Source organism: Psychrobacter sp. AT9 (genome assembly GCF_047272965.1).
Taxonomy (GTDB): Bacteria; Pseudomonadota; Gammaproteobacteria; order Pseudomonadales; family Moraxellaceae; genus Psychrobacter; species Psychrobacter glaciei.
Window position 1 is genome coordinate 1,953,163 of the sequence record NZ_JBKOTW010000001.1, and the last position, 26,056, is coordinate 1,979,218.

General features: G+C 43.8%; 23 protein-coding genes. 8 read left to right on the forward strand and 15 right to left on the reverse strand.

Annotated features, from left to right (window positions below):
• Positions 1 to 8 precede the first annotated feature (8 nt).
• From secF to ACMFL8_RS08190, 5 genes are all read left to right on the forward strand, one after another.
• On the forward strand, positions 9 to 1,268 hold the full coding sequence (secF, locus tag ACMFL8_RS08170) for a protein translocase subunit SecF (RefSeq protein ID WP_010198347.1): 1,260 nt from the start codon (positions 9 to 11) through the stop codon (positions 1,266 to 1,268).
• Positions 1,269 to 1,714: 446 nt separating this feature from the next.
• The gene (locus ACMFL8_RS08175; RefSeq protein WP_413190648.1) at positions 1,715 to 3,136 is read left to right on the forward strand and encodes an MATE family efflux transporter; all 1,422 of its coding nucleotides are present in this window, start codon (positions 1,715 to 1,717) and stop codon (positions 3,134 to 3,136) included.
• A gap of 110 nt (positions 3,137 to 3,246) precedes the next feature.
• Positions 3,247 to 3,978: an AzlC family ABC transporter permease gene (locus tag ACMFL8_RS08180; RefSeq protein WP_413190649.1), complete on the forward strand. Its 732-nt coding sequence runs from the start codon at positions 3,247 to 3,249 to the stop codon at positions 3,976 to 3,978.
• A complete protein-coding gene (locus ACMFL8_RS08185; protein WP_352309258.1) occupies positions 3,968 to 4,324 on the forward strand; it encodes an AzlD domain-containing protein in 357 nt (118 codons plus the stop codon). The genes ACMFL8_RS08180 and ACMFL8_RS08185 overlap by 11 nt, the downstream gene beginning before the upstream one ends.
• A 272-nt stretch (positions 4,325 to 4,596) precedes the next feature.
• A complete protein-coding gene (locus ACMFL8_RS08190; protein WP_413190650.1) occupies positions 4,597 to 5,130 on the forward strand; it encodes a DUF2058 domain-containing protein in 534 nt (177 codons plus the stop codon).
• Between the two features lie 154 nt (positions 5,131 to 5,284).
• On the opposite strand, the gene purF is transcribed toward ACMFL8_RS08190, so the two are convergent.
• From purF to ACMFL8_RS08245, 11 genes are all read right to left on the reverse strand, one after another.
• The gene (gene purF / locus ACMFL8_RS08195) at positions 5,285 to 6,820 is read right to left on the reverse strand and encodes an amidophosphoribosyltransferase (protein WP_189581646.1); all 1,536 of its coding nucleotides are present in this window, start codon (positions 6,818 to 6,820) and stop codon (positions 5,285 to 5,287) included.
• Between the two features lie 414 nt (positions 6,821 to 7,234).
• Entirely contained in the window at positions 7,235 to 7,732 is a 498-nt protein-coding gene (locus tag ACMFL8_RS08200) for a CvpA family protein (RefSeq protein ID WP_413190651.1), read from the reverse strand.
• A 27-nt stretch (positions 7,733 to 7,759) separates the two neighbouring features.
• Positions 7,760 to 8,794 (reverse strand): quinone-dependent dihydroorotate dehydrogenase, encoded by a 1,035-nt coding sequence (locus tag ACMFL8_RS08205; RefSeq protein ID WP_413190652.1) that lies wholly within the window; start codon positions 8,792 to 8,794, stop codon positions 7,760 to 7,762.
• 178 nt (positions 8,795 to 8,972) lie between these two features.
• Positions 8,973 to 9,401: a DUF4870 family protein gene (locus tag ACMFL8_RS08210; RefSeq protein ID WP_189581640.1), complete on the reverse strand. Its 429-nt coding sequence runs from the start codon at positions 9,399 to 9,401 to the stop codon at positions 8,973 to 8,975.
• A 345-nt stretch (positions 9,402 to 9,746) separates the two neighbouring features.
• On the reverse strand, positions 9,747 to 10,295 hold the full coding sequence (gspM, locus tag ACMFL8_RS08215; RefSeq protein WP_413190653.1) for a type II secretion system protein GspM: 549 nt from the start codon (positions 10,293 to 10,295) through the stop codon (positions 9,747 to 9,749).
• 102 nt (positions 10,296 to 10,397) lie between these two features.
• Positions 10,398 to 11,702, reverse strand: coding sequence for a type II secretion system protein GspL (gspL, locus tag ACMFL8_RS08220; RefSeq protein WP_413190654.1), 1,305 nt, complete (start codon positions 11,700 to 11,702; stop codon positions 10,398 to 10,400).
• A 319-nt stretch (positions 11,703 to 12,021) separates the two neighbouring features.
• Positions 12,022 to 12,480 (reverse strand): phosphohistidine phosphatase SixA, encoded by a 459-nt coding sequence (sixA, locus tag ACMFL8_RS08225; RefSeq protein ID WP_413190655.1) that lies wholly within the window; start codon positions 12,478 to 12,480, stop codon positions 12,022 to 12,024.
• A 123-nt stretch (positions 12,481 to 12,603) separates the two neighbouring features.
• Positions 12,604 to 13,917, reverse strand: coding sequence for an NAD(P)H-dependent glycerol-3-phosphate dehydrogenase (locus ACMFL8_RS08230; protein ID WP_413190656.1), 1,314 nt, complete (start codon positions 13,915 to 13,917; stop codon positions 12,604 to 12,606).
• 114 nt (positions 13,918 to 14,031) lie between these two features.
• Positions 14,032 to 14,706 carry a nitroreductase gene (locus ACMFL8_RS08235; RefSeq protein WP_413190657.1) on the reverse strand — a complete coding sequence of 225 codons (675 nt, stop codon included), beginning with the start codon at positions 14,704 to 14,706 and terminating at the stop codon, positions 14,032 to 14,034.
• A gap of 145 nt (positions 14,707 to 14,851) precedes the next feature.
• Complete coding sequence (zapE, locus tag ACMFL8_RS08240; protein WP_010198312.1) at positions 14,852 to 15,958, reverse strand: cell division protein ZapE; 1,107 nt, start codon at positions 15,956 to 15,958, stop codon at positions 14,852 to 14,854.
• 208 nt (positions 15,959 to 16,166) lie between these two features.
• Positions 16,167 to 16,823 carry an alpha/beta hydrolase gene (locus ACMFL8_RS08245; protein WP_413190658.1) on the reverse strand — a complete coding sequence of 219 codons (657 nt, stop codon included), beginning with the start codon at positions 16,821 to 16,823 and terminating at the stop codon, positions 16,167 to 16,169.
• 346 nt (positions 16,824 to 17,169) lie between these two features.
• Here ACMFL8_RS08245 and ACMFL8_RS08250 point away from each other — a divergent pair, with 346 nt between their 5' ends.
• The 3 genes from ACMFL8_RS08250 (at position 17,170) to xseB (ending at position 19,704) form a co-directional block, all read left to right on the forward strand.
• Positions 17,170 to 17,538 (forward strand): hypothetical protein, encoded by a 369-nt coding sequence (locus ACMFL8_RS08250; RefSeq protein ID WP_413190659.1) that lies wholly within the window; start codon positions 17,170 to 17,172, stop codon positions 17,536 to 17,538.
• A gap of 324 nt (positions 17,539 to 17,862) precedes the next feature.
• On the forward strand, positions 17,863 to 19,413 hold the full coding sequence (gene xseA / locus ACMFL8_RS08255) for an exodeoxyribonuclease VII large subunit (RefSeq protein ID WP_413190660.1): 1,551 nt from the start codon (positions 17,863 to 17,865) through the stop codon (positions 19,411 to 19,413).
• Between the two features lie 45 nt (positions 19,414 to 19,458).
• Entirely contained in the window at positions 19,459 to 19,704 is a 246-nt protein-coding gene (xseB, locus tag ACMFL8_RS08260) for an exodeoxyribonuclease VII small subunit (protein WP_010198302.1), read from the forward strand.
• A gap of 15 nt (positions 19,705 to 19,719) precedes the next feature.
• Here the strand turns inward: xseB and pncB are convergent, their stop codons facing one another.
• From pncB to ACMFL8_RS08280, 4 genes are all read right to left on the reverse strand, one after another.
• Positions 19,720 to 20,937: a nicotinate phosphoribosyltransferase gene (gene pncB / locus ACMFL8_RS08265; RefSeq protein WP_413190661.1), complete on the reverse strand. Its 1,218-nt coding sequence runs from the start codon at positions 20,935 to 20,937 to the stop codon at positions 19,720 to 19,722.
• Between the two features lie 277 nt (positions 20,938 to 21,214).
• On the reverse strand, positions 21,215 to 22,153 hold the full coding sequence (locus ACMFL8_RS08270; RefSeq protein WP_413190662.1) for an ATP-binding cassette domain-containing protein: 939 nt from the start codon (positions 22,151 to 22,153) through the stop codon (positions 21,215 to 21,217).
• Positions 22,154 to 22,171: 18 nt separating this feature from the next.
• Positions 22,172 to 24,124: a glycine betaine ABC transporter substrate-binding protein gene (locus ACMFL8_RS08275; RefSeq protein ID WP_413190663.1), complete on the reverse strand. Its 1,953-nt coding sequence runs from the start codon at positions 24,122 to 24,124 to the stop codon at positions 22,172 to 22,174.
• A gap of 350 nt (positions 24,125 to 24,474) precedes the next feature.
• On the reverse strand, positions 24,475 to 25,938 hold the full coding sequence (locus ACMFL8_RS08280) for a coniferyl aldehyde dehydrogenase (RefSeq protein WP_201592490.1): 1,464 nt from the start codon (positions 25,936 to 25,938) through the stop codon (positions 24,475 to 24,477).
• Positions 25,939 to 26,056 lie beyond the last annotated feature (118 nt).

Below are 26,056 nucleotides of genomic sequence, written 5' to 3' on the forward strand. Positions count from 1 at the left end.
AGAAACATATGGCGATCGATAAGAATAATCCTCTAGAACAGCAAAATAACCCAGATCGAAATGGCTCAAACGGCGATTCAAACAGTAACAGTACGCGTCGCCGTAACAAACCGCGTCGTGATGGTAAAGGTAGTAATACTAAAACCAACAATCCTACGACGGCAAAATCAGACAAAAGCAAAACGCGTCGTGGCGGTCAAAATGCTCAAGAATTGACCACACAGACAAGTACGCCTGTCGACCAGACTCAATTGATGAGTGATGCCGCTGAGGATGCTGCTGCACAAGCTGAAGGCGGTATCAAAGCCGTTGGTAATCAACGTATCATTCCCTTTATGAAGATAGAAAAGCCGATGGCTATTTTATCGTTACTCATGGTGATTGGTAGTATTATCGCGATTGCTGTTAATGGTCTAAATCTAGGTTTAGACTTTACCGGTGGTGTTTCAGCAGATGTACGTTATGAGCAGCCTGCTGAGCAAGTAGAAGTGGTCAAAGCCTTGGCTGATAATGGCTTTGATGATGCTGTCGTACAATATCTTGGCACACGTCAAGAGTTACTAGTACGTTTGCCACCCCAGTCTGACAATATTGACGGACTCAATGCCAGTCTTAGTGCCGCGTTAGCATTGCCTAATAATACGGTTGAAATCAGTAATGTGAATATCATTGGTAGCCAAGTAGGTAATGAAGTCTACTTAAACTCTGTTATGTCACTGGTTTTAGCCTTGGTCTGTATGCTTGGTTATGTCGCGCTACGTTTCCAGTTCAAGCTGTCTCTAGGTGCGGTGCTGTCACTCTTCCACGATGCTATCGTGACCATCGGTGTCTTTGCCCTATTTGGCTTTCCGTTTGACTTAACTGTTTTGGCGGCTATCTTAGCCTTGATCGGTTATTCCTTGAACGATACGATTGTTGTCTATGACCGTATTCGTGAAAACTTCCGCCGCGTCCGTGGTATTACACCGCGTCAAACGATTGATTTGTCATTAACAGAAACGTTACGTCGTACCATTATGACTATCTCAACTGTATTACTGGTTGTTTTAGCCATGCTGTTCTTGGGCGGTGACGGCCTCTATTGGTTCTCGGTAGCACTGTTCATCGGTTTGTTGGCTGGTACTTATTCATCAACGTATATCGCAAGCTCTATTCCACTACGTATGGGGCTATCTCGTGATGATTTCGTGGTCAAGGTTAAGCCTGAATTTGAAGAAGAAATCGTCACTTTTAATGACCCAAAAATGTTTGAACAAGACAATATTTAAAGCAACTTAGTTAGGGTCTGTTGAGTATTCAAATGTGGAACTGGCAGTGGCTATTTTTTAGACAATACGCAGTGAAATTTTTGACGCCTAGTCGTTCTAGGTTAGACAATTTCGCCATGTATTGGCAAAAAATAGCCCTGCCCTGAAAGGCTGATGCTAAAACCACCCCAAACGTTGTTGTAAACCTAGCTAAGGTCTCGACATTATCGTCGGTTTACGCCTAATTTGGAGTGATTTTAGTGATCAGCAGTCCTAATATTTGAATGTTCAATAGACCCTAAGTTAATCTTTAAATAAAAGAGTATTCAAACAAGCTTATAATCCGTTTTTCACTGTACGGAAGTAAGCTACAAATAAAAGCACCTGACTCATAACTAATGAGTGTTGGGTGCTTTTATCTTTATATACTGCTACAACCATAGCCATTAAGTATAAACGAGCCACCAATGCCAACTGTCACGCCATCACGCTCCATACCGCCGATTGATACTAGCTATACGCGTATTATCGCCATCGCATTACCGGTATTGTTGGCTAACTTGGCGATGCCGCTACAAAGCGTGATTGATACCGCCATTGTCGGTAATATGAATGACACTGCTAAGCTTGCTGGTATGGGGTTGGCTATACAGTTATTGTCTTTATTACTCGTCAGTTTTAACTTCTTACAGTACGCTTCATCTGGGCTATCAGCTCAAGCATTGGGACAATCAGTCAGCCATGCTGACAGTGCTGAAAACACGACGACCAAGCAGTCAAGTCTGCTTGCTTCACCACTGCTGTCTATTTTGCAACGTGCCTTATTGTTAGCATTCATCATCGGCGCACTATTACTGCTGGCAAAGCCATGGTTGATTGATTTTGGCTTAAGAGCCTTATCTGCCAACCCTAACAGTGGCCTTGCTGCCAAGACTTATTTGGACGTACGTTTTTGGGGCGTCATCGCTGAGCTAATGAATTTTGCATTTATCGGCTGGTTTGCGGGTCAAGGTAAGACACGTTACATGCTCTACCAACAAGGCTTTATCGCCTTACTTAATATTATTCTCACTCTATTCTTTGTCTACGGACTGCACATGGGCTTGGTCGGTGTGGCGCTAGGTACTACTATCGCCTTTTGGTCTGGCGTGTTACTGGCCTTATGGTTGAGCCGCCAACATCTGCAGATATCTTGGACAGCGCTGTTTACTGCCGACCGCCAACATTTCACTAAAGAAAAAATGCTTAGGCTATTTTCGCTTAATAAAGATATCTTTATCCGCACGTTGATCTTAACGTTAAGCTTTGCTTGGATCACTCGTCTATCTGCACAAAGTGGTGATGTAATTTTGGCTGCCAACGCTATTTTATTGCAAGTATTGAGCATTTCAGCCTTCGCCCTTGATGGCGTAGCAGTATCCGCTGAGACTTTAAGCGGTCAAGCAGCTGGAAGACGCGATTGGCCAAGGTTTCGTATTATTGTTAAACGCACTGGCGTAGTCAGCTATGGGCTTGCCATCATGCTAAGTGCCCTATGGTGGCTTGCCATGCCAACTTATTTGCAGCTTATGACCAATATTGAACCGGTCTTTGCCCTTGCCTATGACTACCATCTTTATGCAGTGCTATTACCGCTGGTCGGCGTTGGCGCTTATTGGTTAGACGGCATATTCTTTGGCTTAACGGCGGGTAATGTCATTCGTAACGCCGCCCTTATATTGGCAGTGGTCTTTTTCCCACTGAGTTGGCTACTGTATCAGCAGTGGGATATGACTGGTATCTGGCTTAGCGTCTGGTGTTTGTTGCTGCTAAGACTTATTATTCTTAGCGGATTTTTATACCGTGCATATCGAACCGGTAGCTATGAAAAATTACAGCCCAATGTTTAGCGTCGATTGCCTAAAGATTTATTTACCTAAAAAATAGGACTTTCTTAGTCTTATCAAATAAAGACCGACCATCAATTATAAAAATACAGTCAGAAAAATCAGGATGTCATGTGACTACTCATTCAAATGAACTAAATCATCAACAAGCGGCTCACTATAATTGGACAGAAGGCTTTAAGAAGAGCCTGCCAGTCGCGATGGGCTATCTGCCTGCGGGCATCGCTTTTGGTGTGCTGGCGCAAGTTGCTGGCATCCCTGTGTGGGCAACAATTATGCTCAGTATTGTCTTGTATGCGGGCGCGGCGCAATATGCCTGTCTGCCCATGCTAAGTGCTGGTCTACCGATTGGTAATATTGCGACAAATATTGCCGCTATTAACTTGCGTCACGTATTTTATGGCATGCCATTGCTACAGTATTTACCGAAACAAAAGCTTGCTAAAACATACTGCTTATTTGCCCTGACTGATGAGACTTTTTCAGTCATGACCAGTTTACCCAATGAGTCGAGACAAGCCCTGATCCTACCTATTAGTTTGTTTAATCAAAGCTGGTGGGTGCTAGCGAGTACGCTTGGTGTGATGATAGGTAGCACGCTCAGTGACTTGATACCACATTTGAATTTTGCCTTAGTATGTCTATTTGTCATTTTGGCTTATGAGCAATTTCAGAGCATCAAGCGCTATTTCCCGATCGGTATTGCCGTAATTGCTTTAGCCGTTGCCTCCTTATTTACTAGCAACTGGCTGTTATTGGTTGCGATTAGCATTTGTATGCTGATGATTTTGGCACGCGGGTTTTGGACCAAACGCAGCCTAACAGGAGGAAGTCATGACCAGTAGTTATCTAATTTTTGCTACCTTTGCCATGGCTGCTGTCACTTTTATCACTCGCGCCCTTCCGGCCTTGATACCCAAAAATCTGCTGGATACGCCATGGTTACATCGCCTAAATGAAAGCTTGCCGTTATCCGTGATGATACTGCTTGTTTTGACCAGCCTCTCTTACCAAGATTTATCAGCGCGCACTGGCCTGCAAAGTGCAGAGCTGCATTTACTAATGGCACAAATCGGCGCTTTACTTCTGGTATTATTGGTCTATCATTTGAGCCGTCAATTATTGGTCAGCATGGTTGTCGGCATTGCTGCGATTAATGGTTTGCTTTGGTTGTTTACTCAACTGACTTAGTCACTAATAACTACTTATAGTCAGGTCAATATAAAAAGAGACAGCGTGACTGGTATAAATTTTTTGCAGCCTCTGCCTGCATAGGCACAGCAAGCAAGAAAAATTTGTACCATTCATGCATCATAATGTCGTGTACCCATTTTATTTAGTATCGACTATGTTATGTTTCATACAACAATGCGCACTTTTACTGTCTGCAATGAATTAACGGCACACTGCCAAAAAATTTGCTACTATTTAGTTTTTATTTTTATCATCTAGGTAATAAAATTATGGCCAAGAATGCCCTACAAGCTCAACTTTTAAAAGCGGGATTGGTTGATAGCAAAAAAGCCAAAAAGATAAGTAAGCAATCTGAACATGCAAAGCGCACTGGTGATGTGTCCAATGTGGAAGCTAAAAAAGCGTTGGCAGCAGCCCAAGCGAAAAAGCTGGAGAAGGATCAGAAGCTTAATCAAGAAAAGCAGCAGCTGTTAGAAGAGAAAATGCTAAAGGCCAATATCGTCCAAATGATTAGACAGCATCAAATCACCGATACACAGGGTGAGGTCAATTATCAATTCGTTGATCATGCTAAAGTCAAAAAAATCTCTATTACGCAAAAATTATACGATCAAATCGTAGCGGGTCATGTGGTCATTGCACGCCTGGAAGAAAGCTATGCCCTGCTTCCTCGCCCTTTAGCCGATCGTATAGATACAAAATTGGAAGGCTTTATGGTGGTGTCTAACGATACCTCAGACAATGAGTTAGCGGATGACGATCCTTATGCCGCCTATGTAATTCCAGATGACCTAATGTGGTAATCCTGCCCATAAAGCGCTATATATATTCCCAATGTCACCTCTTACCATAAATAGCGGTTTTTCAAAGAATCTCTCTTATTTTAAGCAATAAAAAAGGCTGGATTCCATCAAGAATCCAGCCTTTTTATATACAGAATTTTAAGTATGTAGCGCCTTAAAGCTCTTCTACACCCATCATATCTACGGGTGTATCAGCCACTATTTGTACGCCTTTTTTGCCGGTCTTAGCGGTATCACTGCGCTGCTCTTGCAGATGCTCAAGATAGGCTTCATTGATTTGCCCAGTAATATAGCAACCGTTAAATACCGCACAGTCAAACCCTTCGACTTTGCTGTGCTTGGTGTCTTTTACTGCTTCGATCAAATCGTCTAAGTCTTGGAAAATCAAGCGATCAGCACCAATGATTTTACGCACTTCTTCAACGCTATGCCCTGAAGCAATAAGCTCGCTACGCACTGGCATATCGATGCCATACACGTTTGGATATTTTACGGGTGGCGCTGCACTGGCAAAGAATACTTTACGTGCACCTGCATCACGCGCCATTTGGATGATTTCATGGCAAGTGGTGCCGCGAACGATTGAATCATCGACCAGTAAAACGTTTTTACCTTTAAACTCTAACGGTACAGCGCTAAGTTTTTGACGTACTGATTTTTTGCGTTGCTGCTGGCCTGGCATAATAAAGGTACGACCGATATAACGGTTTTTCATAAACCCTTCACGGTACTTGATATTCATCTTGAGCGCCAGTTCCATCGCTGAGGTACGCGAAGTATCCGGAATAGGAATGACTACATCGATATCGTGATCTTCACCCCATTCTGCAAGAATTTTATCACCAAGCTTCTCACCCATACGCAGACGCGATTTATAGACTGAGATATTGTCCATAATAGAATCTGGACGAGCGAAATAGACGTATTCAAAGATACAAGGCGTATACTCTTGCTGCTCAACACACTGATATGTATGCAGCTGATGGTCTAAATCAATAAAAATCGCTTCACCAGGTTTGACATCACGAATGATGGTAAAACCAGAGCCAGTCAATGCAACTGATTCTGAGGCAACCATATATTCTGTACCGCCATTGGCTGCCAAACGCTCACCAAAGATGAGCGGACGAATACCGTTTGGATCACGAAAAGCAAGCAAGCCATGACCAGTAATCAAGGCAACGACACCATAAGCGCCTTCGCAGCGGCTATAAACTGCTTTGACCGCTTCAAAAATATCATCAGCCGTTGGATGTGTTTTGCCCAAATTCTGCATCTCATGCGCAAGTACATTTAACAATACTTCCGAGTCTGAGTCGGTATTCAGATGACGACGGTCTTCTTTGTACAAGGCTTTAGCCAAGCTTTCAGCATTGGTTAAATTACCATTATGTGCCAGCGTAATACCATAGGGTGAGTTGACATAAAACGGCTGAGCTTCTGCACTGCTTGAGCTGCCTGCCGTCGGATAGCGCACATGACCGATACCAAATTTACCAACCAGCTTCATCATGTGGCGATTCATAAAAACGTCACGTACCATGCCGTTTTCTTTACGCAAATAAAGCCGACCATCTTGCAAAGTCACGATACCTGCCGCGTCTTGCCCACGATGCTGTAGCATTGTTAAGCCATCATAAAGAATCTGATTAACTGGCTCATGAGCTGCAACTCCAATGACTCCACACATAGTTATATCCTATTTTGAACCACACATTAGTAAAACAATAACGGCATAATCTTGACAGTGTTTTATAAAAAACAGCTATCTAACCCTTGCCGCTGACCTGATGATGTTGCTTAAGCTTAAAATCTTGATGATAACTTCCTTGCTGATGTATAATCGGCAAAGTCATCAATCATTCATAAATCGGAATTTATGAACCTTAAATGCTATCAAATAACTTTTTATCAAGGATGCATTACAAAGACTCAGTCATGATTTTTGGCATCGCATTGTTTAGAAAATAATGCTTTAAAAACACAAGCTTTAAAATGACAGTCTTTGGAATTTTAATTGGTAATATCAAAATATATATAAGTTTGGCATGTTAGAAACGCAGGCCTTAGGAACAAAGAATAAGTCCAAGGCAAGTTCTAAGCATTAAGACTGGTTGACTTGATCCCAAGCCATACCAAGCACATCTGAGACCAAAGCTTTACCCATCGGTGCATAAGGTAGTAGTTCAGGCGCGAGCACCGAGGTTTGCCATTGCGGCATTTGTACCAATAGTGGTGCGCTAACACTAAGCACAACCAACACCATCAATACATTTTTGGCTGCCCCAAGGACACCACCTGCGATTTTGTCTACTACGCCCAAACGCAAGGTTTTTAGCACGCCTGAAAATACAAAAGCCACTAGATGCATAATCGCCAATATAATAATCACAACGATTAAAAAGGCCATTGCCATTTGTAAGACAGGAGCTTGTACAACGCCTGATAACTGTGGAGCCACTGAGCCTGCCAAGCGCGTGGCAGCAATGAGAGCAATAAACCAGCCTACCAGACCTACTGCCGTCTTAATGAGTCCTACCTGAAAGCCACGCCATAAGCCAATCAAGACCACAATAGCAATCACGATGTCTAGACCACTCATATATAACGCCTCATTTTTAGTGGTTGTCTAACCTTCCATGGCATCGTAATAGCCACCAATCGCTTGAAGACACGACTGTACCAGCCCAGGACCTCGATAAATCAGCCCAGTATAAAGCTGTACCATATCGGCACCTGCTTCAATCTTTTTAACCGCTTTGGCACCGCTATCAATACCACCCACGCCAATCAAAGCCACTTTACCATCCAGCTGATCAGAGAATTGTTGTAAAATTTGGGTGCTAATGTGGCTCACTGGACGACCTGATAAGCCACCGGCTTGGTCACCATCTTGCAAGTCTTCGACACCGACACGGCTCAATGTGGTGTTGGTAGCTATCAAACCATCAATCTCAAAATCTAACAACTGCTGTGCAATATAATCCACTTGTAGTGGCTCTAAATCAGGGGCTACTTTTAAGACCAATGGCACATAAAAGCCATACTCTGTTGCCAATTGATTATGGCGGTTTTTAATCGTAGCAAGTAGCTGCGTTAACGCTTCACCACTCTGTAAGTCACGTAAGTTTTTGGTATTTGGCGATGAGATATTGACGGTAATATAAGAAGCGTGTGGATAAACCCGCTCTAAGCAATAGACGTAATCATCAGCGGCTTGTTCCACTGGCGTACTGGCATTTTTACCGATATTGATGCCGATATTACCTTTGTATTTGCAGCGTTTGACGTTTTCAATCAGATAATCAACGCCCTGATTGTTAAAACCCATACGATTGATAATAGCATCGGCTTGCTTGATTCTAAATAGTCGTGGCTTATCATTGCCTATTTGCGGCTTTGGCGTGACCGTACCCACTTCTATAAAGCCAAAGCCAAGCTCGGCAAGTGCGTCGATATAATCGCCGTTTTTATCCAACCCTGCGGCAAGACCGACTGGGTTATCGAATTGTAATCCCATACAGTCTGTGGGCTGCATCGACTGACCATATACCAAACCTAAAGCACGCGCTTTATGAGCTTTATCTAGTAAAGATAAAGTCATCTCATGGGCGTGTTCAGGATCCATCTTAAATAAAAAAGGGCGAAGTAAGGCATAAGACATAGTAACGACAGACCCTGCTCGAAAAGCAATGATGAATGAGAAAAACGAAAGAGGTTAAGCGCAGCGATTATATCAGCTTAACAGAAATAAGACCAAAGTTTCATACAGCAAATTTCTATTCCAAAAAGTCAATAAGCGCTGCTAAACACCGTATCAAAATGATATGAGATTGCCCATATTATGGCACAGGTCGCCCATCTGTTAAGGCAATCCAACCTCGTATAATACGATAAAGATGCCAAATAAAGGTCAGTCCCATAATAATAAAACCAACACTGACCAATAAAAATGAACCGATGGCTATATTGCTGCTATCAGCAAGCATGCTGACACCAAAACCGCCTAAAGCAAACGTGATGATAAGAATGCCTATGATAAACCAGACGATACTGTACCAAAATGTCTTAATTTGCCAATCAAAATGCGTGGCGAGCCATGAGCCGTCCGCATCGTGGCGCTTAGCATAATTCATGATAATCGGCACAACCCACAATAGACCAGCCGTAAAATAACTGATCACATACAATAGATAGGTGATGTGATTATAAGTGGTCAAAGAACGGCGTTTACTGTCACTCATGTTGCCGCTTATATTATCGTTTATCATGTGTCTTGATCCTTAACAAGTCATATTATAATCAGACGTCTTAATTTTCACATTAGTCTGTTGACGCAGATGCTTATCCATTCAAGCTCAGAAAAACATTTTATAGAAATACTTTATAGAAAACGCCTATCACTAAAGCGTGCCACAAAACTTTAATTGTGTCGGATAGAATGTTTTTCAATGAAGTTCAATTCAAAATATGAAGCAATAACAGTGGGTGAAAGTAATGTTAATAAAACACGGTTTACGCTGTGACTTTTCTTATGTAGAAAATCCTAAGCGTATCATCGGTTCAATATAATGTGGATATAAGGAAGTCTGATTTATATAGAATTGACTATGATTTTAAGAAGTGACGGTCGCTTGTACCTCAATGGCTTTGGTGGTCACGTCCTGTTGCATCGAGAGTTGAGTAAATTGCCAACCTTGCTGTTTAAGTTTACCAAGTGCCGCACTCACAACCGCCTGACTGGCATTGGTAAAGCTCAGTTGAATTGCATCGCCAGCCGCGACTACTTGCGCATCTGTAATACCCGAAGTATTTAACAGCGCGCTGACAGTACTGGCAGGTGGCATAGCGGCTGCCCCATCTACAGTATTGACCGTATTACTATCAATATTACCCGCTTGCGCGCGCAGCCAAAAATAGTCAGCAACCTGCTCTTGATACTCGCTTTTGCTATCGCTTGCAGCTTGATGAACCGTATAACCGCCGTAGCCACCCACAAATAACAGCAGAAAAGCAGACAATATGGCCAATGCTAATTGATCGCGTGGAGACAATGCCTGCCAGCGTGATGATAGGACATTTTGATAACTATTCGCCCGCTCTGAAAAAGCGCTTGCTTTAGGCGCGGAGGTGCTACGTTTGGCACGGCGCTGTAATCGTTTCATTCTCTAACCTTTATTGCCAATAGTTTGCGATCAAGTGACTACTATAATGCTTATTGTCATCAAAAATATATCAGTCATGAGAAGTTGAAGTTCTCAGCGAGCTTAAGATGCTGCTACCTTATCTGCACCAACGCTTTCTGGCGTAGTACCTTCATCATTTATACTCACAGTAATTTGCCCACTAAACTGCCCTTGCTCATTACTATTTACCCGTTCTAACTTGGCTGTTAATCCTTGGGTGAACAGGGTATTGGCAAATTTATCAAGGCTATCGCGGTCAGGTGCAATCAAGGTGAAACTGAGCGCGGACGGTTGCATAACCAGAGACTGCGCCTTTAAGGAGGATTGCTTAATCAGTGGTGATATGCGTGATAGCACGGCTATATGTGGGGATGCTTGACCATTGGTACCCAGTTTTGGCGCCATTTGCGTGGTCAAATTGGTTCGGGGATTTAGACGTTCATCAGGAAACCAAGACTGATATTGATTAGTAATCGCTGTCTTTGTTGCCATCGTCGCTTGATTATATTTATAAAACTGCACCCCATCTGTCGCTATTTGCAGCACTAGGGCTGATAACGCTACCATCATTGCCACACGTAGGTAAGGCGATAATTGCGAATCGGTTGATTTGATAAAGAAATTAAGCGCGTGACGTTCAGGGCTATCAATCGGCGTTGGCGTACTGGTTAACATAGTCAATAGCAGCTGATGATCTGCGATAAGCGCGGCTGTTTGCGCTGAAAAATCGGTGGTCGTTACTGGGTTTTGCAAATTGATACTAGGATCAGATTTTGTAGCATCAAGGTCTGAAAAATTTGTATTATCGAAAGCTTCAATGCTTGGCACCACAGTCACTTCACTCAACTGCGGAAAGCGCTCAAAAATCAACGGCAAATAGCTGACCGCCATTCCTTGATATAATGATTGGCGTAGCAGCATCGTCTGGTCATCTTGATATAGAGTGATTTGCTGCCCCGCGCCTTCTTCTGGCACTGGTAATAATAAAAAGTCAGGCAGTAGTGCCGCGATACTCATACCGACAAGTTTGGCACTTTGCTGCCATGCCTCAATATCACCCTGCGCGAGCGCATATAAATACTGGTTATCAGCAAGGCTGGTTTGCCGTATTGCCAATTGCTCAACAGGGGTCAAGGACGTCTCTTCAAATAGATACTGCTTACCAGTATTACCCAATTGCTTCAGCTGAGTACCATTAAGCTCGGTATCCACTTGTAATACGTGGCTTGACGGAAAGTACAAACATACTGTTTTATGGCTATTGGATTTATAGCTGCTATAAATGTCATGCAACTGTTGCCAGCCAGCAACTGACTGCCATTGTTGTATGTCTTCATGCCAGACAGCTAGCGGACTGTGCTGCGCTCTTAACCAAACATGTAACACCAAGTGTGTCCTTAATTATCAAAGCCGTAAAATAACAAACTTATACGTTCTGTAAGCGCCCATGACAGTCTTTAAAGCATGAAAATATTTTAAAGACTGTCATGATGAATAATATCACTAGGGCGTGTCCTCATTTTAAAAATGGTCATAAAAATGAGATAAATTGCAGTCAAATGAGGAAAATAGCGCAAATAATATCGAGATATTAATCAGCTATTTGACGATATTTGGCAAAATTTAGCCATTTTTAGCCCATTTAGATACAATCGCTTGAATTGAGGACGCGCCCTAATACCAAATAGTCGATTGAAAAGTAATATCAATACGGTTGCTCAGGTACAAAACGATCAACCTCAGTTGCCATTCCAGACATGATGAAATCCATCTCAAACACTCGTGCTTCTGCCAAAGAAAACGACTCCGGATAATCACCGGTTAGTAAGCCAGCGAGATTGGCGACGATAGACATATGACAAACCACCACGAGACACTGCGCCTCAATCTTTGCTATATCGGTCAACGCACTATGGGCATCGTCAGAAGGTGTAATGTTATCTTGTACGGTCGCTGGTACTGTAGGAGCACGCGCTTGCAACTCTGCTAACGTTTGCTGCGCCCTATCATAAGGACTCACGATAAAACGATCGGGCTTATAATTGGTGGTGATATATTCTGCAGTTTGCGCGGCTTGCTGCTGTCCAAACTTGGTCAGCTGACGAGCGCTATCTGGACGCGTTTCGTCTTCTGCTTGACCGTGACGTACTAGTATAATTTTCATAACTTTCCTTGTCTATAGCCTGCCTTTTTATCAGCTGGCTTTTTATCAGCTGCCTTTCTATAACCTGCTTTGCCACTGCCTGACCTTACACATTTTCAGCAATACACATTTCTAGCAATCATTTTACTTAGAGTCGCTGTCTTTATCGCTACTCTTGTTTTTAGAGGTACTATTGGCAGCTTTCATTTGCGCAGTAAGGGCAGCATTGCTATGGTCATGAGCCATCACGAACTCGACGTCACTACGAAATCCCGCTTCCATCAAATGAAGCGCCACACCTAATGCGGCTTTATCTTCATAAATAACCGCATAAAGTGCATGGGTAATAGGCATATAAATACCGTCTTTGGTCGCTTTTTCGTGGACTTGCTGAATAGTATTAACGCCTTCAGCAGTCTGACCCAGCTTTTTGACGGCGGCATCAATACTCATGCCACGACCAAGCATATTACCGATGCGGTAGTTACGGCTTAATTCTGAGCTACAGGTTGCGTATAAATCACCAACACCTGATAACCCTAAAAATGTTAAGGGATTGGCACCGGCTTCGACACCAAAACGACTCATCTCTGCCAGCGCGCGGGTTAATATCATGGCTTTGGTGTTCTCACCCACTTCGTAGGCAGCAGCCATACCCATCGCAATAGCATAGATGTTTTTGAGCGCACCGCCCAGCTCAACACCGCGAATATCATCGCTGGCGAACACTCTAAAGAAGGCACTATGCAGTGCTGCTTGTACAGCATGACGTAGTGGTTCAGACTCACTCGCAATCACTGTCGCAGACGGCATATTTTTCATAATTTCTATAGCAAGATTGGGCCCTGACATAACGCCAAAATTCACTTCAGGCAACACCTCTTTGATAATATCACTCATCATGGCAAAAGTGTCTTTTTCCATGCCTTTCGTTAGCGACACAATAGACTGCCCACTGATAAAGGGCGCGATGTTTTTCAGCGTTTCACGAAAGGCCAAGCCTGGTACTGCAATAAAAATAATATCGGTATCTTTGACTGCTGACGCTAGATCATGACTGTACTTCAAGCGGTCATCAAGCTTGTGACCGGGCAGGTATTTCTTGTTCATCTGCGTTTTTTGCATCGCCTTGACGGTACGCTTGTTACGAACCCACAGCGTGGTATCACAACCATTACGCGCGGCTAGGTTCGCCATCGCTGTACCAAAACTACCACCGCCCAAAAATGCCAAACGGAGCTTGGTAGGATTACTATGAATCTCTGCCATGTTTTTTGCCACCGCAGACTCTACCGCACTAGGATCTAGCTTCTTACGGCCAATACCAGATTTACTAGCTCGTCCAATGATACCCGACAACAGACTGTTTTGTTTGTCAGCTGCTTTATTACTCTCGTTGCTACTATTTTCATTGGTATCTTTGTTGGCATTGGTATTGCTGTCATTAGCGCTTGTCATATGCATTTATCCGTATTGACTGACTTATTATTAATAATATCTTTAGTGGACAGCTACTGAGACCAGTTATGTTTAATAAGTAACCAATCTTAGCTCGGTAGCACTCAAATATGTTTATGGCTCAAAGCGGACCAGCGGCTCGATATCAATAGCTTTGCGTGTGGGTTCGTCTTTAGGGCTGGTGCCAGTATAAACAAAAGCCGTGACATAATCATCTGCACTTACGCCTAAATATGCTTTTATAGCAGGTTCGTTACACAGTAAGCCTGTGCGCCATACTGTGCTAAAGCCCTGCGCTTTTAAAGCCAGAATAAGATTTTGAACCGCAGCGCCTGCACTTAACATTTGCTCGAAATGCGGTACTTTTTTGTGTTCTTGCATCTGAGTAACCACGGTAATCACAACTGGTGCACGCAGCGGCATCGTCTGCGTTTTTTGCACTGTTTTCTCAGAGAGCACCTCGCCCTCTTCTGTCGCCTTTGCTTTTGCTGCTTCGACAAGAGCACGCCCTAAATCATGACGAGCATCGCCCGCAGTCACGATAAAACGCCATGGACGCAGTTTTTTGTGATCAGGCGCGGTCGCAGCACACCCAATCGCTTCTTCAATCTGAGCGCGCGTTGGTGCAGGAATATCTAAGTTACCCACGCTACGTCTTGAATTAATCCAGTGAATGAGCTCGTCGCTAGTAAACGGCGTGCTCTCAGTCGTTAGTGCTTTGATCGATATTTTTTCATTTTTCGTTACTTGATTGTCTTTTGTAGAATTAGTTTCGTCAGACTTATTCATTATTCACCCTTATTTATTATTGATATTGACTGCTACTGTTTATATCAGCAGATTATCCCGTTATAAATATGATTAGACAATCGTAAAACCGTAAACGAAAAACCAAGCAGCCTTTACCCTCTTACTTTAAATAGTGATCATACCATCAAGCCGCATCTGCATTTTCGACACGGTGCTCCATTTTTAAATAATCTTCTGACTGCATCTCAAGCAAGCGCGAACGCGTCCGTTCAATCTCAAACGCCAGTTTTTCGCCCTGATACAGCTCAAGAATTGATTGCTCTGCTCGAATCAGTAATTTTACGCGGCGATCGTAAAACTCATCGACCAGATAAACAAAACGCCGCGTCGGATCACGCAGATCATCATCCAATGATGGTACTGAATCGACTAAGACCGTACTAAATTGTTTCGCGAGTTCAATAAAATCAGCAGCCGAACGTGGCTCCATACATAAATGACGGAAGTCGCAAAATAAAACATCTTCAGTGCGAGCATTAATCTTAATTTGACGACCATTGATAGTAATCGGCTCATTACTGATTTTTTGATTATTAGATAAACTCGCAAAACGGTTGGCTAACCAATGGTGGTTGGCTTTGGTCATGGGCGATTCATACAGCTCTGCTTGCTGCAACACGCGCAAACGATAGTCGATACCGGAGTCAATATTCATCACGGCGGTATGGTGCTCAACTTCAGCGATCGCGGGCATAAAGCGATCGCGGTGTAAACCGTCTTTATAAAGTCCTGCTGGCTCAATATTTGAGGTAGCGACCAATGTAATACCACGATTGAATAGCATGGTAAAGAGATCGCCCAAAATCATCGCATCAGAGACGTTAGAGACAAAGAACTCATCAAAGCAGATAATGACTGCTTCTTTATAAATGATGTCAGCCACTTTCTCTAGTGGGTTACTTTCGCCTTGTATGGCGTTTAGCTCACGATGAACGCGCTGCATAAAATGATGGAAATGAAGGCGCATCTTGCGATCAATCGTCAAAGAATCATAAAACATGTCCATCATCCATGTCTTACCACGTCCAACACCGCCCCACATATACAGACCTTTTGGGGCAGTCGGCTTAGATTTTAAAAAACTAAAAATGCCTTTTTTTTGTTCCACGCGACTGGTGAGCTGGTGATGTAGCTCATCAAGATAGCTCATGGCCTGATATTGCTGCTCATCTCGAGTAAACTCATCGGTACTGACGGCTTGCTCGTAACGTTGCAATGGAGATAAACTCATAATACGACTCATCATTTAAAAAGGTAAATATTAGGGCGTGTTTGGTCCTTCGACCATGACACTGACTATTTTTCAGGCGATTCGACGTTAGAGATAGCAAGGCAATATTTCTAAGCGCCTATTTTCAACAAGGAAGCGGCATAAAAGAGTGCTATCCCTACGGACGGATACTATCTCAGGTGGTGAAACTTATGAGGTTACTTGATCTTCAATGCTCATCAAAACTATACTGTTGCAACAATTTTTTTAACTCAGATAAGCGACCGTGAAAAAAATGTCCAGCGCCGTCCACGACACTGACTGCTAGACCTAAGCGTTCTGCAAATTTCTGCATATTATCAGGATCAATCACTTCATCAGCATTGCCATATATCTCAAAGGTTCTGTCAGCTGGCAAGCTTAAATCTTCGCTGTCGTTTTTTTCAACAGACGGAGCGATAAGAGCAATTTTAGTAATATCAAAATCACTTAACCCCCAAACATGAGAGGCTTCGAGCACCTGCTCAGCCGCACGCGCAATCACGTAACCACCGAAAGAAAAGCCGCCAAGCCATAGCTTGCGCGCATTGGTTTGTTCTGCAATCCATTGTAGCACGGTCATTGCATCCACCACCTCACCTTCCGCATAATCATGCTCGCCAGTCGACTGACCGACACCGCGAAAGTTAAAACGGACCACGTGCATACCGCTATCACGCGCAAAGCGGTACATTGTAGTGACGACTTTATTGTTCATCGTGCCATCAAACAGCGGGTTGGGATGACAAAGCAGCGCCACCGTGTCGGTATTCGGATCGTTAGGATTGTCTTGTTGCCATAGCGCGTCAACTTCGAGCACGCCAGCAGGAGCAGGAATTAATGGCATAAAATTACTTATTAATTAAAAATGAATACCTCAATTATCCTAGATATGATTTTTATTTCAAGTGATTTGCTGTGTACGCCTCAGGTTTGTGGCAGGTGCACATGGTTTTATCATAAATAATAGCTTAGAACACTTAGGGCGTGTCATCAATTAGCACATGGATACATTTAGTGGTCTTAAAATGGCTAAATTGCAGCATGTAATACAAGCGCAATACCGAACACAATAACTGCCTAGACACCCCAGACTGCAATAGGTTAGATTTAGTCTGTCTTTTAATAAACAAAATACTTGCCTTACTTGTCTTTAGTTTTTATGATTAATTTATAGAAAAGAGGAATAACTTATGAATACGGTTAATAAAACTGCCACCATCACTGCTACTTTGGCGACTGCGCTTGTTTTGAGTGCCTGCCAGAGCACGCCTTCCTCACCAGTCATTCAACGTGCCAACTCTATTTACGAGACTACTGGGATAGCGGATAGCAAAGTAAAAGCTCAGCAAAATGCGCTTGATAGTGCCAAAAACACTTGTCGCAGCAAACAAGTGATTATCGTTGATGACAAAGTTGCTTATAATGGTATTTTAGATGAGCGCACGGGTCGTATGGTTGGACAAGCAAGTGCGGTTATCGGCTCTATCTTTGGCACGGGCTCACCCAATTTGTCACGCGATGATGATTATGAGTATACGATCAACTTCCGATGCCAGTAAAAGAACCATTATCAACTGACAAAGCTAAAGCATTCTACTAAATTTTTGAGCTAACTGAATAAGCTGATAAACACGTGAAGTAGCCCTAGCTTTGCCTTGTACTCAATAAAAATAAGCGTATTTGGTGTAAAATATAATAGGGTTTGGCCAGTAAGTCAGCGATGAAAATAATATATTGATCGCTGACTTACTGGCTTTACTTTTTGTAGCTACACTTTTGAGGTAAACTACCCTGTTTAATCTTCTACACCCCTTATTCAGTTTCTTAGTTTTCAGAATCCTTGTTTTTAGAATCCTTGTTTTTAGAGCCCATGGTCTACTATTATGCGCAAACCCAATCTTTCAAATACCAAACCAGCAAAAGTGTTAGCGCCTGCCAAGGATTTAGCGACGCTAGAAGCCGAACTGGCTGAGCAGGAAGATCGTTTAGAAGACACGGTCTTGCGTTTAAGTGACTATTTGTCAGCGGTTGAGATGGTCATCAAGCAAACCTTTGACCACCGCGTATGGGTGAAGGCTGAAATTCGTAATCTGTCTAGCAAAGGCGGGCATTATTACTTTGAGTTGGCTGAAAAAGATGAGGAAGGCAAAGTAGTCGCCAGCTGCCGTGGCAACCTTTGGCGCTTTAAAGCTGCACGCGTATTGGCAAAGTTTGAGCGGGCGACTGGCATGCCTCTTGAGCGCGACTTGACCGTATTACTCAAAGTCTCCGCAGGTTTTCACGCGCAATATGGCTTCTCTATTACCATTGAAGATATTGATCCTAGCTATACCTTAGGGGATTTGGCACGGCAATATGCCGAAATGGTCGATCGCTTGACTGGTGAAGGTTTATTGCAGCTTAATCAGCAGTTGCCTGTGCCCTTTGATATCGAGCATGTCCTAGTGATTGCTCCCGAAAAGGCCGCAGGTTTAGGTGATTTTCAAGCCGATGCGGATCGCTTAGCGAGTACAGGCGCTTGTCACTTCCATTACCATCACGCGACCTTTCAAGGCAATCATGCTCCAAGCGAGATTCGCCAAGCCATTGTCAGTGCCCAGCAACAATTCCAAGATACTTATCAGCGCCTGCCTGACTTATTAGTGATTATTCGTGGTGGCGGCGCGGTGGGAGATTTGGCTTACCTCAATGATTACGAGCTTGCCGCATTGGTCGCTGAACAGCCTGTCCCCGTCTGGGTTGGTATTGGTCACGAGCGCGATAAAGTGATTTTAGATGAAGTGGCGCACAGCAGCTTTGACACGCCATCCAAAGTGATCGCGGCGATTAGTAGCCATTTAGCACAACTGGTCACGCAGACTTTACATTATCAAGCGCAAATCAAACAAGCCGCCCAGCGTCAACTCAATATCGCGGAGCAACAAACGGCGCGACAATTGAGCCAAATGCAGTCGCGCACCATCGGTCAATTAACTGCCCTGCAAAAAGACAGCGACTATGCGTGGCGTAGTATTCAGCAAAGCGCACAGCGGCAAGTAAAGCAAGCAGCGAGACTGACAACCGAGTTACACACACAGACGCAAACCCTTGCACATCAGCAATTAGCCAGCGCCCATAACTACAGTGGTATCTATCAAAAAACCATTATGCAGAGCGCTCAGCAGCAGCTGATACAGGCACAACGTGATAGCGCCCATCTGCGTGATATCGTACTTTTGCACCGACCGTCTCGCGTGCTCAAGCAAGGTTATACCATGCTGACTGATGATAAAGACAAACAGATACTCACTAGCAGTACACAGCTCTACCCTGAGCAAACCATACATATCGTCTTAAAAGATGGTAAGGCTAAAGCTCAGATTGTTGATGTTAATACTGAGAAGAACACGACAGAAATCTCAGAGACACCAACTGAACCACACAATAATATCTAACGATCACTTATCTACTTACTTTTACTTTAAAAATCAGGAAAACCCATGACGACTCCTACTCGCAAGCGCAAAAAAGCCGCTCCAAAAACCTTTAAAGCGGCTTACGATATTCTAAAAACCAATGCGGCTGAATTGCAGCAACAAGATGAGCCTGATATCGACAATTTGATGACTACGGTGGAAGAATCAATTGCTGCTTACCGCGTTTGCGAGACACGCATCAATGCCGTACAACAAGCATTGGATGCAGCTTTTGCTGAAGAGGTAAAAACTGAGGAATTAGATAGTTAAATAGCTAAATGGCATCTACTCAGGTTCATCAACCTCGAAAACTTGGCGCAGATAGGCAAGATACGTATCATTATTAATCATGGTCTTGCCTGGACTATCAGACAGTTTAGCCACAGGTTGCCCATTGCACTCAACCAATTTTAGTACGATGTTAATCGGTGTGATGCCCATGTCATTGGTGAGATTGGTGCCAATACCAAAGCTGGTTCTGATACGCTCTTTGAAGTACTGATGCAACTCCCACGCCTTTTCAAGCGTCAAGCCATCACTAAAGGTTAGAATCTTTGTCTTAGGGTCTATCTTTAGTTTTTGATAATGGGCAATGGCTTTATCACCCCAGATATAAGGATCGCCGCTGTCATGGCGCAGACCGTCGAAAAGCTTGGCGAAATACAGATCAAAATCACGCAGGAATGCGTCCATGCCAACGACATCGGTCAACGCAATACCCAAATCACCACGATATTCATGTACCCAAGATTCGAGCGCGGCTTTTTGTGAGTCACGCAAACGCACATCCAATGCCTGAAAAGCTTGCATAAACTCATGCGCCATCGTCCCTATTGGTGTCATCCCAAGCTGCTTTGCCAAATACACGTTAGAGGTGCCGCTAACAATTTTTGGCTCAGCTTTGTGCAGGGTTTCTACCACATGCGCTTGCCAGCTTTTGCTAAAGCGTCGACGTGTGCCAAAGTCTGCAACGATGAAAGGTGGCTTTTCTGTATTTTGTTGCTTTGCATACTGATGCAACAGCGCAACCTTGTCATCCAAACGCCTTTGCCCCTCTTCTATCACGCTAGGGCTCGATAAGGCATTAAAATAAAGCTCGTTGACGATTGCCAGCACGAATACTTCAAAGAACATCGCCTGAATCATTGGCCCTTCGATATCGATCAGCAAGCGCCCTTTGCGGTCCGTACTGACGGTAATAAAGCGGCGCTTAAGTTTAAATAACTCTAAATAATCGACAAAATCAGAACGAATAAAGCGCAACCCACGCAGATAATCCAATTCATCTTCTAAGAAGCGCAATTCACATAGCATATCTAATTGCTGCTCTAACGTCTCTTTAATGTCGGCTAGTGGATAGACCGCCTCACTATTATTACGGCAGCGAAACCGATAGACACCGTGGGTCTGCGGGAACTGGTGTAACATGGCTTGTAGCATGGTAAATTTGTACAAATCGTTATCCAATAACGAGGTAATAATAGGTGCAGAAGTGACCGTCATGTTACAACCTTAAACGCAAAAGTAAAAAATCTATATTGCTCAATAGCTAAGCGATACTGACTAAAAGATATCTTGGGGCTTCTAATAATAAATGCTCATGAGCCTTTAAAAGACCGTTCAGTATAACGATATTTGTTGTTTTTTGCAGGCGTGACTACCCCTAGCAGCAAAAATCATACGATAATCAAAAACGTCTATAAAAACTGCTGCTTAGCTTGGTATAAAAATAAGTATAACAAAGACGTTCAGAGCAACCTCAACGTGAATAAATCCATTATTAGGCTTTAGCACGCATAAATTGAGCGACATAGTCATCGGCAGGATTGTCTCTTAATTCGCTAGGCGTGCCCGTTTGTACCAAGCGACCACCATTTAAAATACTAATACGCTGACCCACTTTGACCGCTTCATCGATATCATGAGTAATAAAGACAATGGTCTTATTGAGACGGTCTTGTAGTTCAAGCAGCTGATCCTGTAGTTGGGCACGAATAAGCGGGTCAAGTGCAGAGAACGCTTCATCCATCAGCAAAATCGGATTGTCAGTCGCTAAGGCTCGCGCCAGCCCTACGCGCTGCTGCATACCGCCCGACAGCTCATCAGGGTAGCTGTGCTCTAGATTGGGTAGCCCTACCTCATTAAGCCAATGACGCGCAACTTCATGACGTGCTTCCACGCTCATCTTGCGAACACGTAAGCCATAAGCCACATTTTGTATGACGGTCATATGTGGCATCAAGCCAAAATGCTGGAATACCATACTGACGGTATTCTGACGATATTGCTGTAACGCCTTATCATCCAATTCTAGAATATTGATAGAGTCGCTTGAGTTGGTATTGTTTATCCCGTCTGTATTAGCGGTTACTGGTGCAGCAGCAGTCGATGAATTTTCTTTTGCTATGCCTTGTGCTTTTGATGACAGGTTTTTAGAGTTAATAGTGGTGTCGACCCATATCTTGCCGCTGGTTGGATCAATCAAACGGTTAAGATGGCGTATCAAGGTCGATTTACCTGAGCCTGAGAGTCCCATAATGCAATGCAGCTCCCCCGCTTTAATCGCCAAATTAACATCATAGAGCCCGACTGAATAGCCAGTCTGCTTTTTGACAGCGACACTATCCATACCATCTACTAGTAGTTTCAACACTGATTGTGCTTGCGACTCATTAGCATTATAAATTTTGCTGATATTCTCTAACTGGATATGATTCATAGCTATTCTCATTATTGTTTAACCGATAGGACGTTTGCCAGCTTCAATGGTTTTTTGCCGCGCGCGTTTTCCTTGACCAAAAGCTTGGCTAATACGGTCAATGATAATCGCCACAATGACAATGGCTGTACCCGCTTGTAGTCCTTGACCGATATTGAGCGTCTGAATAGATTGTAAGACATCTTCTCCCAGACCCGGCGCACCAATCATAGACGCCAGTACGACCATGGCAAGCGACATCATCACTGCCTGATTGATCCCCGCCATAATACTGGGCAACGCTTGTGGTAATTTGATCCAAATGAGTAGCTGAAAATGGGTACTACCGAACGAGCGCCCTGCTTCGATCATTTCATGATTGACCTGCGTGATGCCCAACGTCGTCAAACGAATAAGCGGTGGCAAAGCATAAATAATCGTGGCAAATAATGCTGGCACTTTACCAATACCGAATAACATGAGCACGGGGATTAAATAGACAAAGCTTGGCATGGTTTGCATCACATCCAATATCGGCGTGACAATTTTTCGCAGCAGACTGCTACCCGACATAGCAATACCAATGGGGATACCGATCACCACCGTCACTAAAACCGAGACGATCAATAACGCTAAGGTATCGATTAAAGCGCCCCACAGTCCAAACGCACCGATTAAAAAAAGTCCTGCCCCGCAAGCAATGGCAAACCATACTTTGCGCACCCCGAACCATGCCAATACGGTCACCAGACCAATAATTAACCATGCTGGAATTACCGTTAATAGGCGCTCAATAGGCAACAACAAATAGGTCAAAGTGACGCTACTGATACTCCGAAACACATCACCATAATCTCTAACCACAGTCGCTAAGGCTTTATTAAGGGGCGTCTCAAGGGACCATGACGGAAAGCTGGAGGTTAGTGCTAGGAAGGGGTTACTTGAGGTGGCGTCATTCAACGGTGTATTGACACTGGTATTGCCTGTGCCATCGTTCGTTAGATTAATACCTAAATTGGCAGCAAGATTTTCAGCGACTTCTTTGGGTAGCCACGCTTGCCAAACGTTTGGATTGGCACGTAAAAACTCAAGCGCCTGTTCATCACCACTGCGCTTGCTTTCACTCATCTCTAAAATTGCACTGTTTAGTTGATCTGGCGTGAACTGAACTTTTTCAAAGGCACTTGCCAATTCGGGATTATCATTGATAAAAGGTGTCGATGCAGCAATCTTAAGCGGAGAGACAGGAAAGCCAGAGACACAATCCAAGGTACCATCAGCCAGTAACAAGTCTTGCCAACACTCATCCTTATGGGCAGGGAACGCTAGCGGCGCAAAGTCGTATTTGGCGATGAGCCCCGTTGGCTGCCAATAGTAAAATAGTAGCGGTTTTTTTTGTTCAAATGCGGAGGCAATTTCAGCATCGAGTGCTGCACCCGTACCTGGATGGGCGTTATTAAAAACAGCGTCTAAGCCAGTATTTTTGAGCAGTCGGGTGTTAAAAATCTCACATGCCCAGCCTGACGGACAGTTCATGAACCGTGACTTGCTAGGATCTTCTGGATCTTTAAATAACTCTGCGTACTTAGGCAAATCCTGATAGCGGCGCAGTCCCGGATTGTCATCCATGACGTATTGCGGCACGTACCAACCTTGAGTAGCACCGCCCTGCAGCGTATCGCCAATGACCGCAACTTTGTTGTCATTGATGGCCTGCTCCATAATCGGTGAGCGCCCAATCCATTGTTCGCCGATGATTTGAATATCGTTTTGCGACAATGCGGTCTCGAGTGCAGGTCCTGCCCCAGGTACTTCTTCGATCGTGCAGTCGTAACCACTCTCAGCAATATATTTGAGTATCCCAGTCGTAAACTGACCACTCTCCCAAGTCAGCGCGCCAAATTTGATCGGTGATGCGCAAGCGGCTGACGCTGAGACCGGCAGTAACAACACGCTCATACACAGTAAACTTAACGCAATCCATTGGCGCATGGGATGTCCTATATGTCGTTATTAAAATGAGTTATTTCGATGTCAAAGTCAGGTATCAATATTAAGTTATGAACCACTTGGCTGATAGCAAATGTGGACTTAATCTTTATTTCTCATTAGAAATATAAACTTACCATAACTACCGTCTAGTAATATTAAGAAATGTAGCGACATATGAGAATGATTATAGATAACTATTGGCTAGGTTCAGCTTTCCCTTTATGTATAAAAAATATTATAAAGCCATCAAAAATAAATACTACAATCATTAAAATTTTGTTTTTTGGACAAAAAAAACAGCACCTACTTATGTAGGTGCTATCATTATTAAACCGACAATCTCATCACATTTACTTCATCATAAATGCCATAGCTTTGTTAAATAAGCCGCCATAAGGTGGTAATAGGAAATTCATGCCGTTGAGCTTATTTTGTACAAAAACAGGTTTCATGTGACTTAAACGCTCAAAACCAGCTTTGCCATGGTACGCACCAGTGCCTGAGTGCCCAACTCCGCCGAACGGCAAGTCGTGTTGCACCACATGCAGGATCACTTCATTAATAGCTAAGCCACCTGATACCGTGTTGTCACGTACTTTTTCTATGTCGCTGTGACGCTCACCAAACACATAAAGCGCTAATGGACGCGGACGAGCATTGACGAAATCGATCGCATCATCGAGCGTATCATAGTGCATTAACGGCAGAATCGGTGCAAACAGCTCGTTTTGCATCACATCACTATCGGGTGCAGGCTCACTGATAATAACTGGTGGCATCAACCGCGTTTCGATATCATAGTCTGCGTCAGTTATCTTATGAATGTTTTCGCTAGAGACGCCATCTAGATAACCTTTGATACGCTTAAACTGCTCACCATTGATAATACGCGAGTAATCTGGGTTCTCGCTGATGTTCGGATAATGATTTTGCATCCACTCTTTTGCTAAGCCAATGAACGCTTCGTGATCTTTGCGCTGGATTAGGACATAGTCAGGGGCAATACAAGTTTGACCGGCATTCAGCGTTTTACCCATCATCACGCGATTGACAGCCGCTTCTAGATTGGCACCGTCCAATACGATAACGGGTGACTTACCACCAAGCTCCAACGTGACCGGGGTCAAATTAGGCGCAGCAGCAGCCATGACCTTTTTGCCTACTTCAGTAGAACCAGTATACAATAGATGATCGAAAGGCAGCTTACTGAAAGCGGCAGCGATCTCTACTTCACCCAGTACAACACAAACCATATCTGGCGAAAAGTAATGAGCGATGAGATCTGCAAACACTTGCGCGAACTGCGGTGCTGACTCACTCATCTTAACCATGATTCGATTGCCTGCTGTGAGCGCATCGATGATTGGCCCGACGGCTAAGAACAATGGATAGTTCCATGGCACCATGATACCAACCACACCTAACGGCTGCGGCTGAATCTCGTTATGAGCTGGCATGTATAATGCTGAAATAGAAGCGCGACGTGTTTTCATCCATTTTTTGCCATGCTTTTTGGCATGGCTGATACCCGTAAAACTGGGAACAAGCTCCGCAAATTGGGTTTCAGACTCGCTGCGATAGCCAAAATCTGCGCTAATCGCTTGAGCAAGGTTATGTTGGTTATCGCTAAGCATCATCTCTAAGTTGTCTAATTGAGTCTCCCGCGTCGCCCAATCATTTATTGGTTGAGCACGGCTCAATGCTTGCAATCTAGAGAACTGCGCTTGCATCTCATCGATAGTAGTCATAATACTAAGCGCTTTATCGGTACTGGTATGCGCCTGATTAGTGGTGTTCTGATTATTGTCTGTCATATATCTTCCTTGTCATAAGCGTTAGAGTCAGTACGCTGTATTTGATTGATAACTCTATATTTGTCTTTAAGCGCTAGCGGAAATAGCCGCACGCGCGCATATCATTATAAGAACTAAC

Bases quoted from the DNA above. Each gene is read 5' to 3' on its own strand.
- ACMFL8_RS08280 (WP_201592490.1), bottom strand. From the start codon at position 25,938: ATGACAGACAATAATCAGAACACCACTAATCAGGCGCATACCAGTACC.
- ACMFL8_RS08205 (WP_413190652.1), bottom strand. From the start codon at position 8,794: ATGTCTTATGCCTTACTTCGCCCTTTTTTATTTAAGATGGATCCTGAA.
- pncB (WP_413190661.1), bottom strand. From the start codon at position 20,937: ATGACGGTCACTTCTGCACCTATTATTACCTCGTTATTGGATAACGAT.
- purF (WP_189581646.1), bottom strand. From the start codon at position 6,820: ATGTGTGGAGTCATTGGAGTTGCAGCTCATGAGCCAGTTAATCAGATT.
- ACMFL8_RS08175 (WP_413190648.1), top strand. From the start codon at position 1,715: ATGCCAACTGTCACGCCATCACGCTCCATACCGCCGATTGATACTAGC.
- ACMFL8_RS08210 (WP_189581640.1), bottom strand. From the start codon at position 9,401: ATGATAAACGATAATATAAGCGGCAACATGAGTGACAGTAAACGCCGT.
- zapE (WP_010198312.1), bottom strand. From the start codon at position 15,958: ATGAGTTTATCTCCATTGCAACGTTACGAGCAAGCCGTCAGTACCGAT.
- ACMFL8_RS08275 (WP_413190663.1), bottom strand. From the start codon at position 24,124: ATGCGCCAATGGATTGCGTTAAGTTTACTGTGTATGAGCGTGTTGTTA.
- ACMFL8_RS08190 (WP_413190650.1), top strand. From the start codon at position 4,597: ATGGCCAAGAATGCCCTACAAGCTCAACTTTTAAAAGCGGGATTGGTT.
- ACMFL8_RS08230 (WP_413190656.1), bottom strand. From the start codon at position 13,917: ATGACAAGCGCTAATGACAGCAATACCAATGCCAACAAAGATACCAAT.
- ACMFL8_RS08245 (WP_413190658.1), bottom strand. From the start codon at position 16,823: ATGCCATTAATTCCTGCTCCTGCTGGCGTGCTCGAAGTTGACGCGCTA.
- ACMFL8_RS08235 (WP_413190657.1), bottom strand. From the start codon at position 14,706: ATGAATAAGTCTGACGAAACTAATTCTACAAAAGACAATCAAGTAACG.
- gspM (WP_413190653.1), bottom strand. From the start codon at position 10,295: ATGAAACGATTACAGCGCCGTGCCAAACGTAGCACCTCCGCGCCTAAA.
- secF (WP_010198347.1), top strand. From the start codon at position 9: ATGGCGATCGATAAGAATAATCCTCTAGAACAGCAAAATAACCCAGAT.
- ACMFL8_RS08200 (WP_413190651.1), bottom strand. From the start codon at position 7,732: ATGAGTGGTCTAGACATCGTGATTGCTATTGTGGTCTTGATTGGCTTA.
- ACMFL8_RS08250 (WP_413190659.1), top strand. From the start codon at position 17,170: ATGAATACGGTTAATAAAACTGCCACCATCACTGCTACTTTGGCGACT.
- ACMFL8_RS08185 (WP_352309258.1), top strand. From the start codon at position 3,968: ATGACCAGTAGTTATCTAATTTTTGCTACCTTTGCCATGGCTGCTGTC.
- sixA (WP_413190655.1), bottom strand. From the start codon at position 12,480: ATGAAAATTATACTAGTACGTCACGGTCAAGCAGAAGACGAAACGCGT.
- ACMFL8_RS08270 (WP_413190662.1), bottom strand. From the start codon at position 22,153: ATGAATCATATCCAGTTAGAGAATATCAGCAAAATTTATAATGCTAAT.
- xseB (WP_010198302.1), top strand. From the start codon at position 19,459: ATGACGACTCCTACTCGCAAGCGCAAAAAAGCCGCTCCAAAAACCTTT.
- xseA (WP_413190660.1), top strand. From the start codon at position 17,863: ATGCGCAAACCCAATCTTTCAAATACCAAACCAGCAAAAGTGTTAGCG.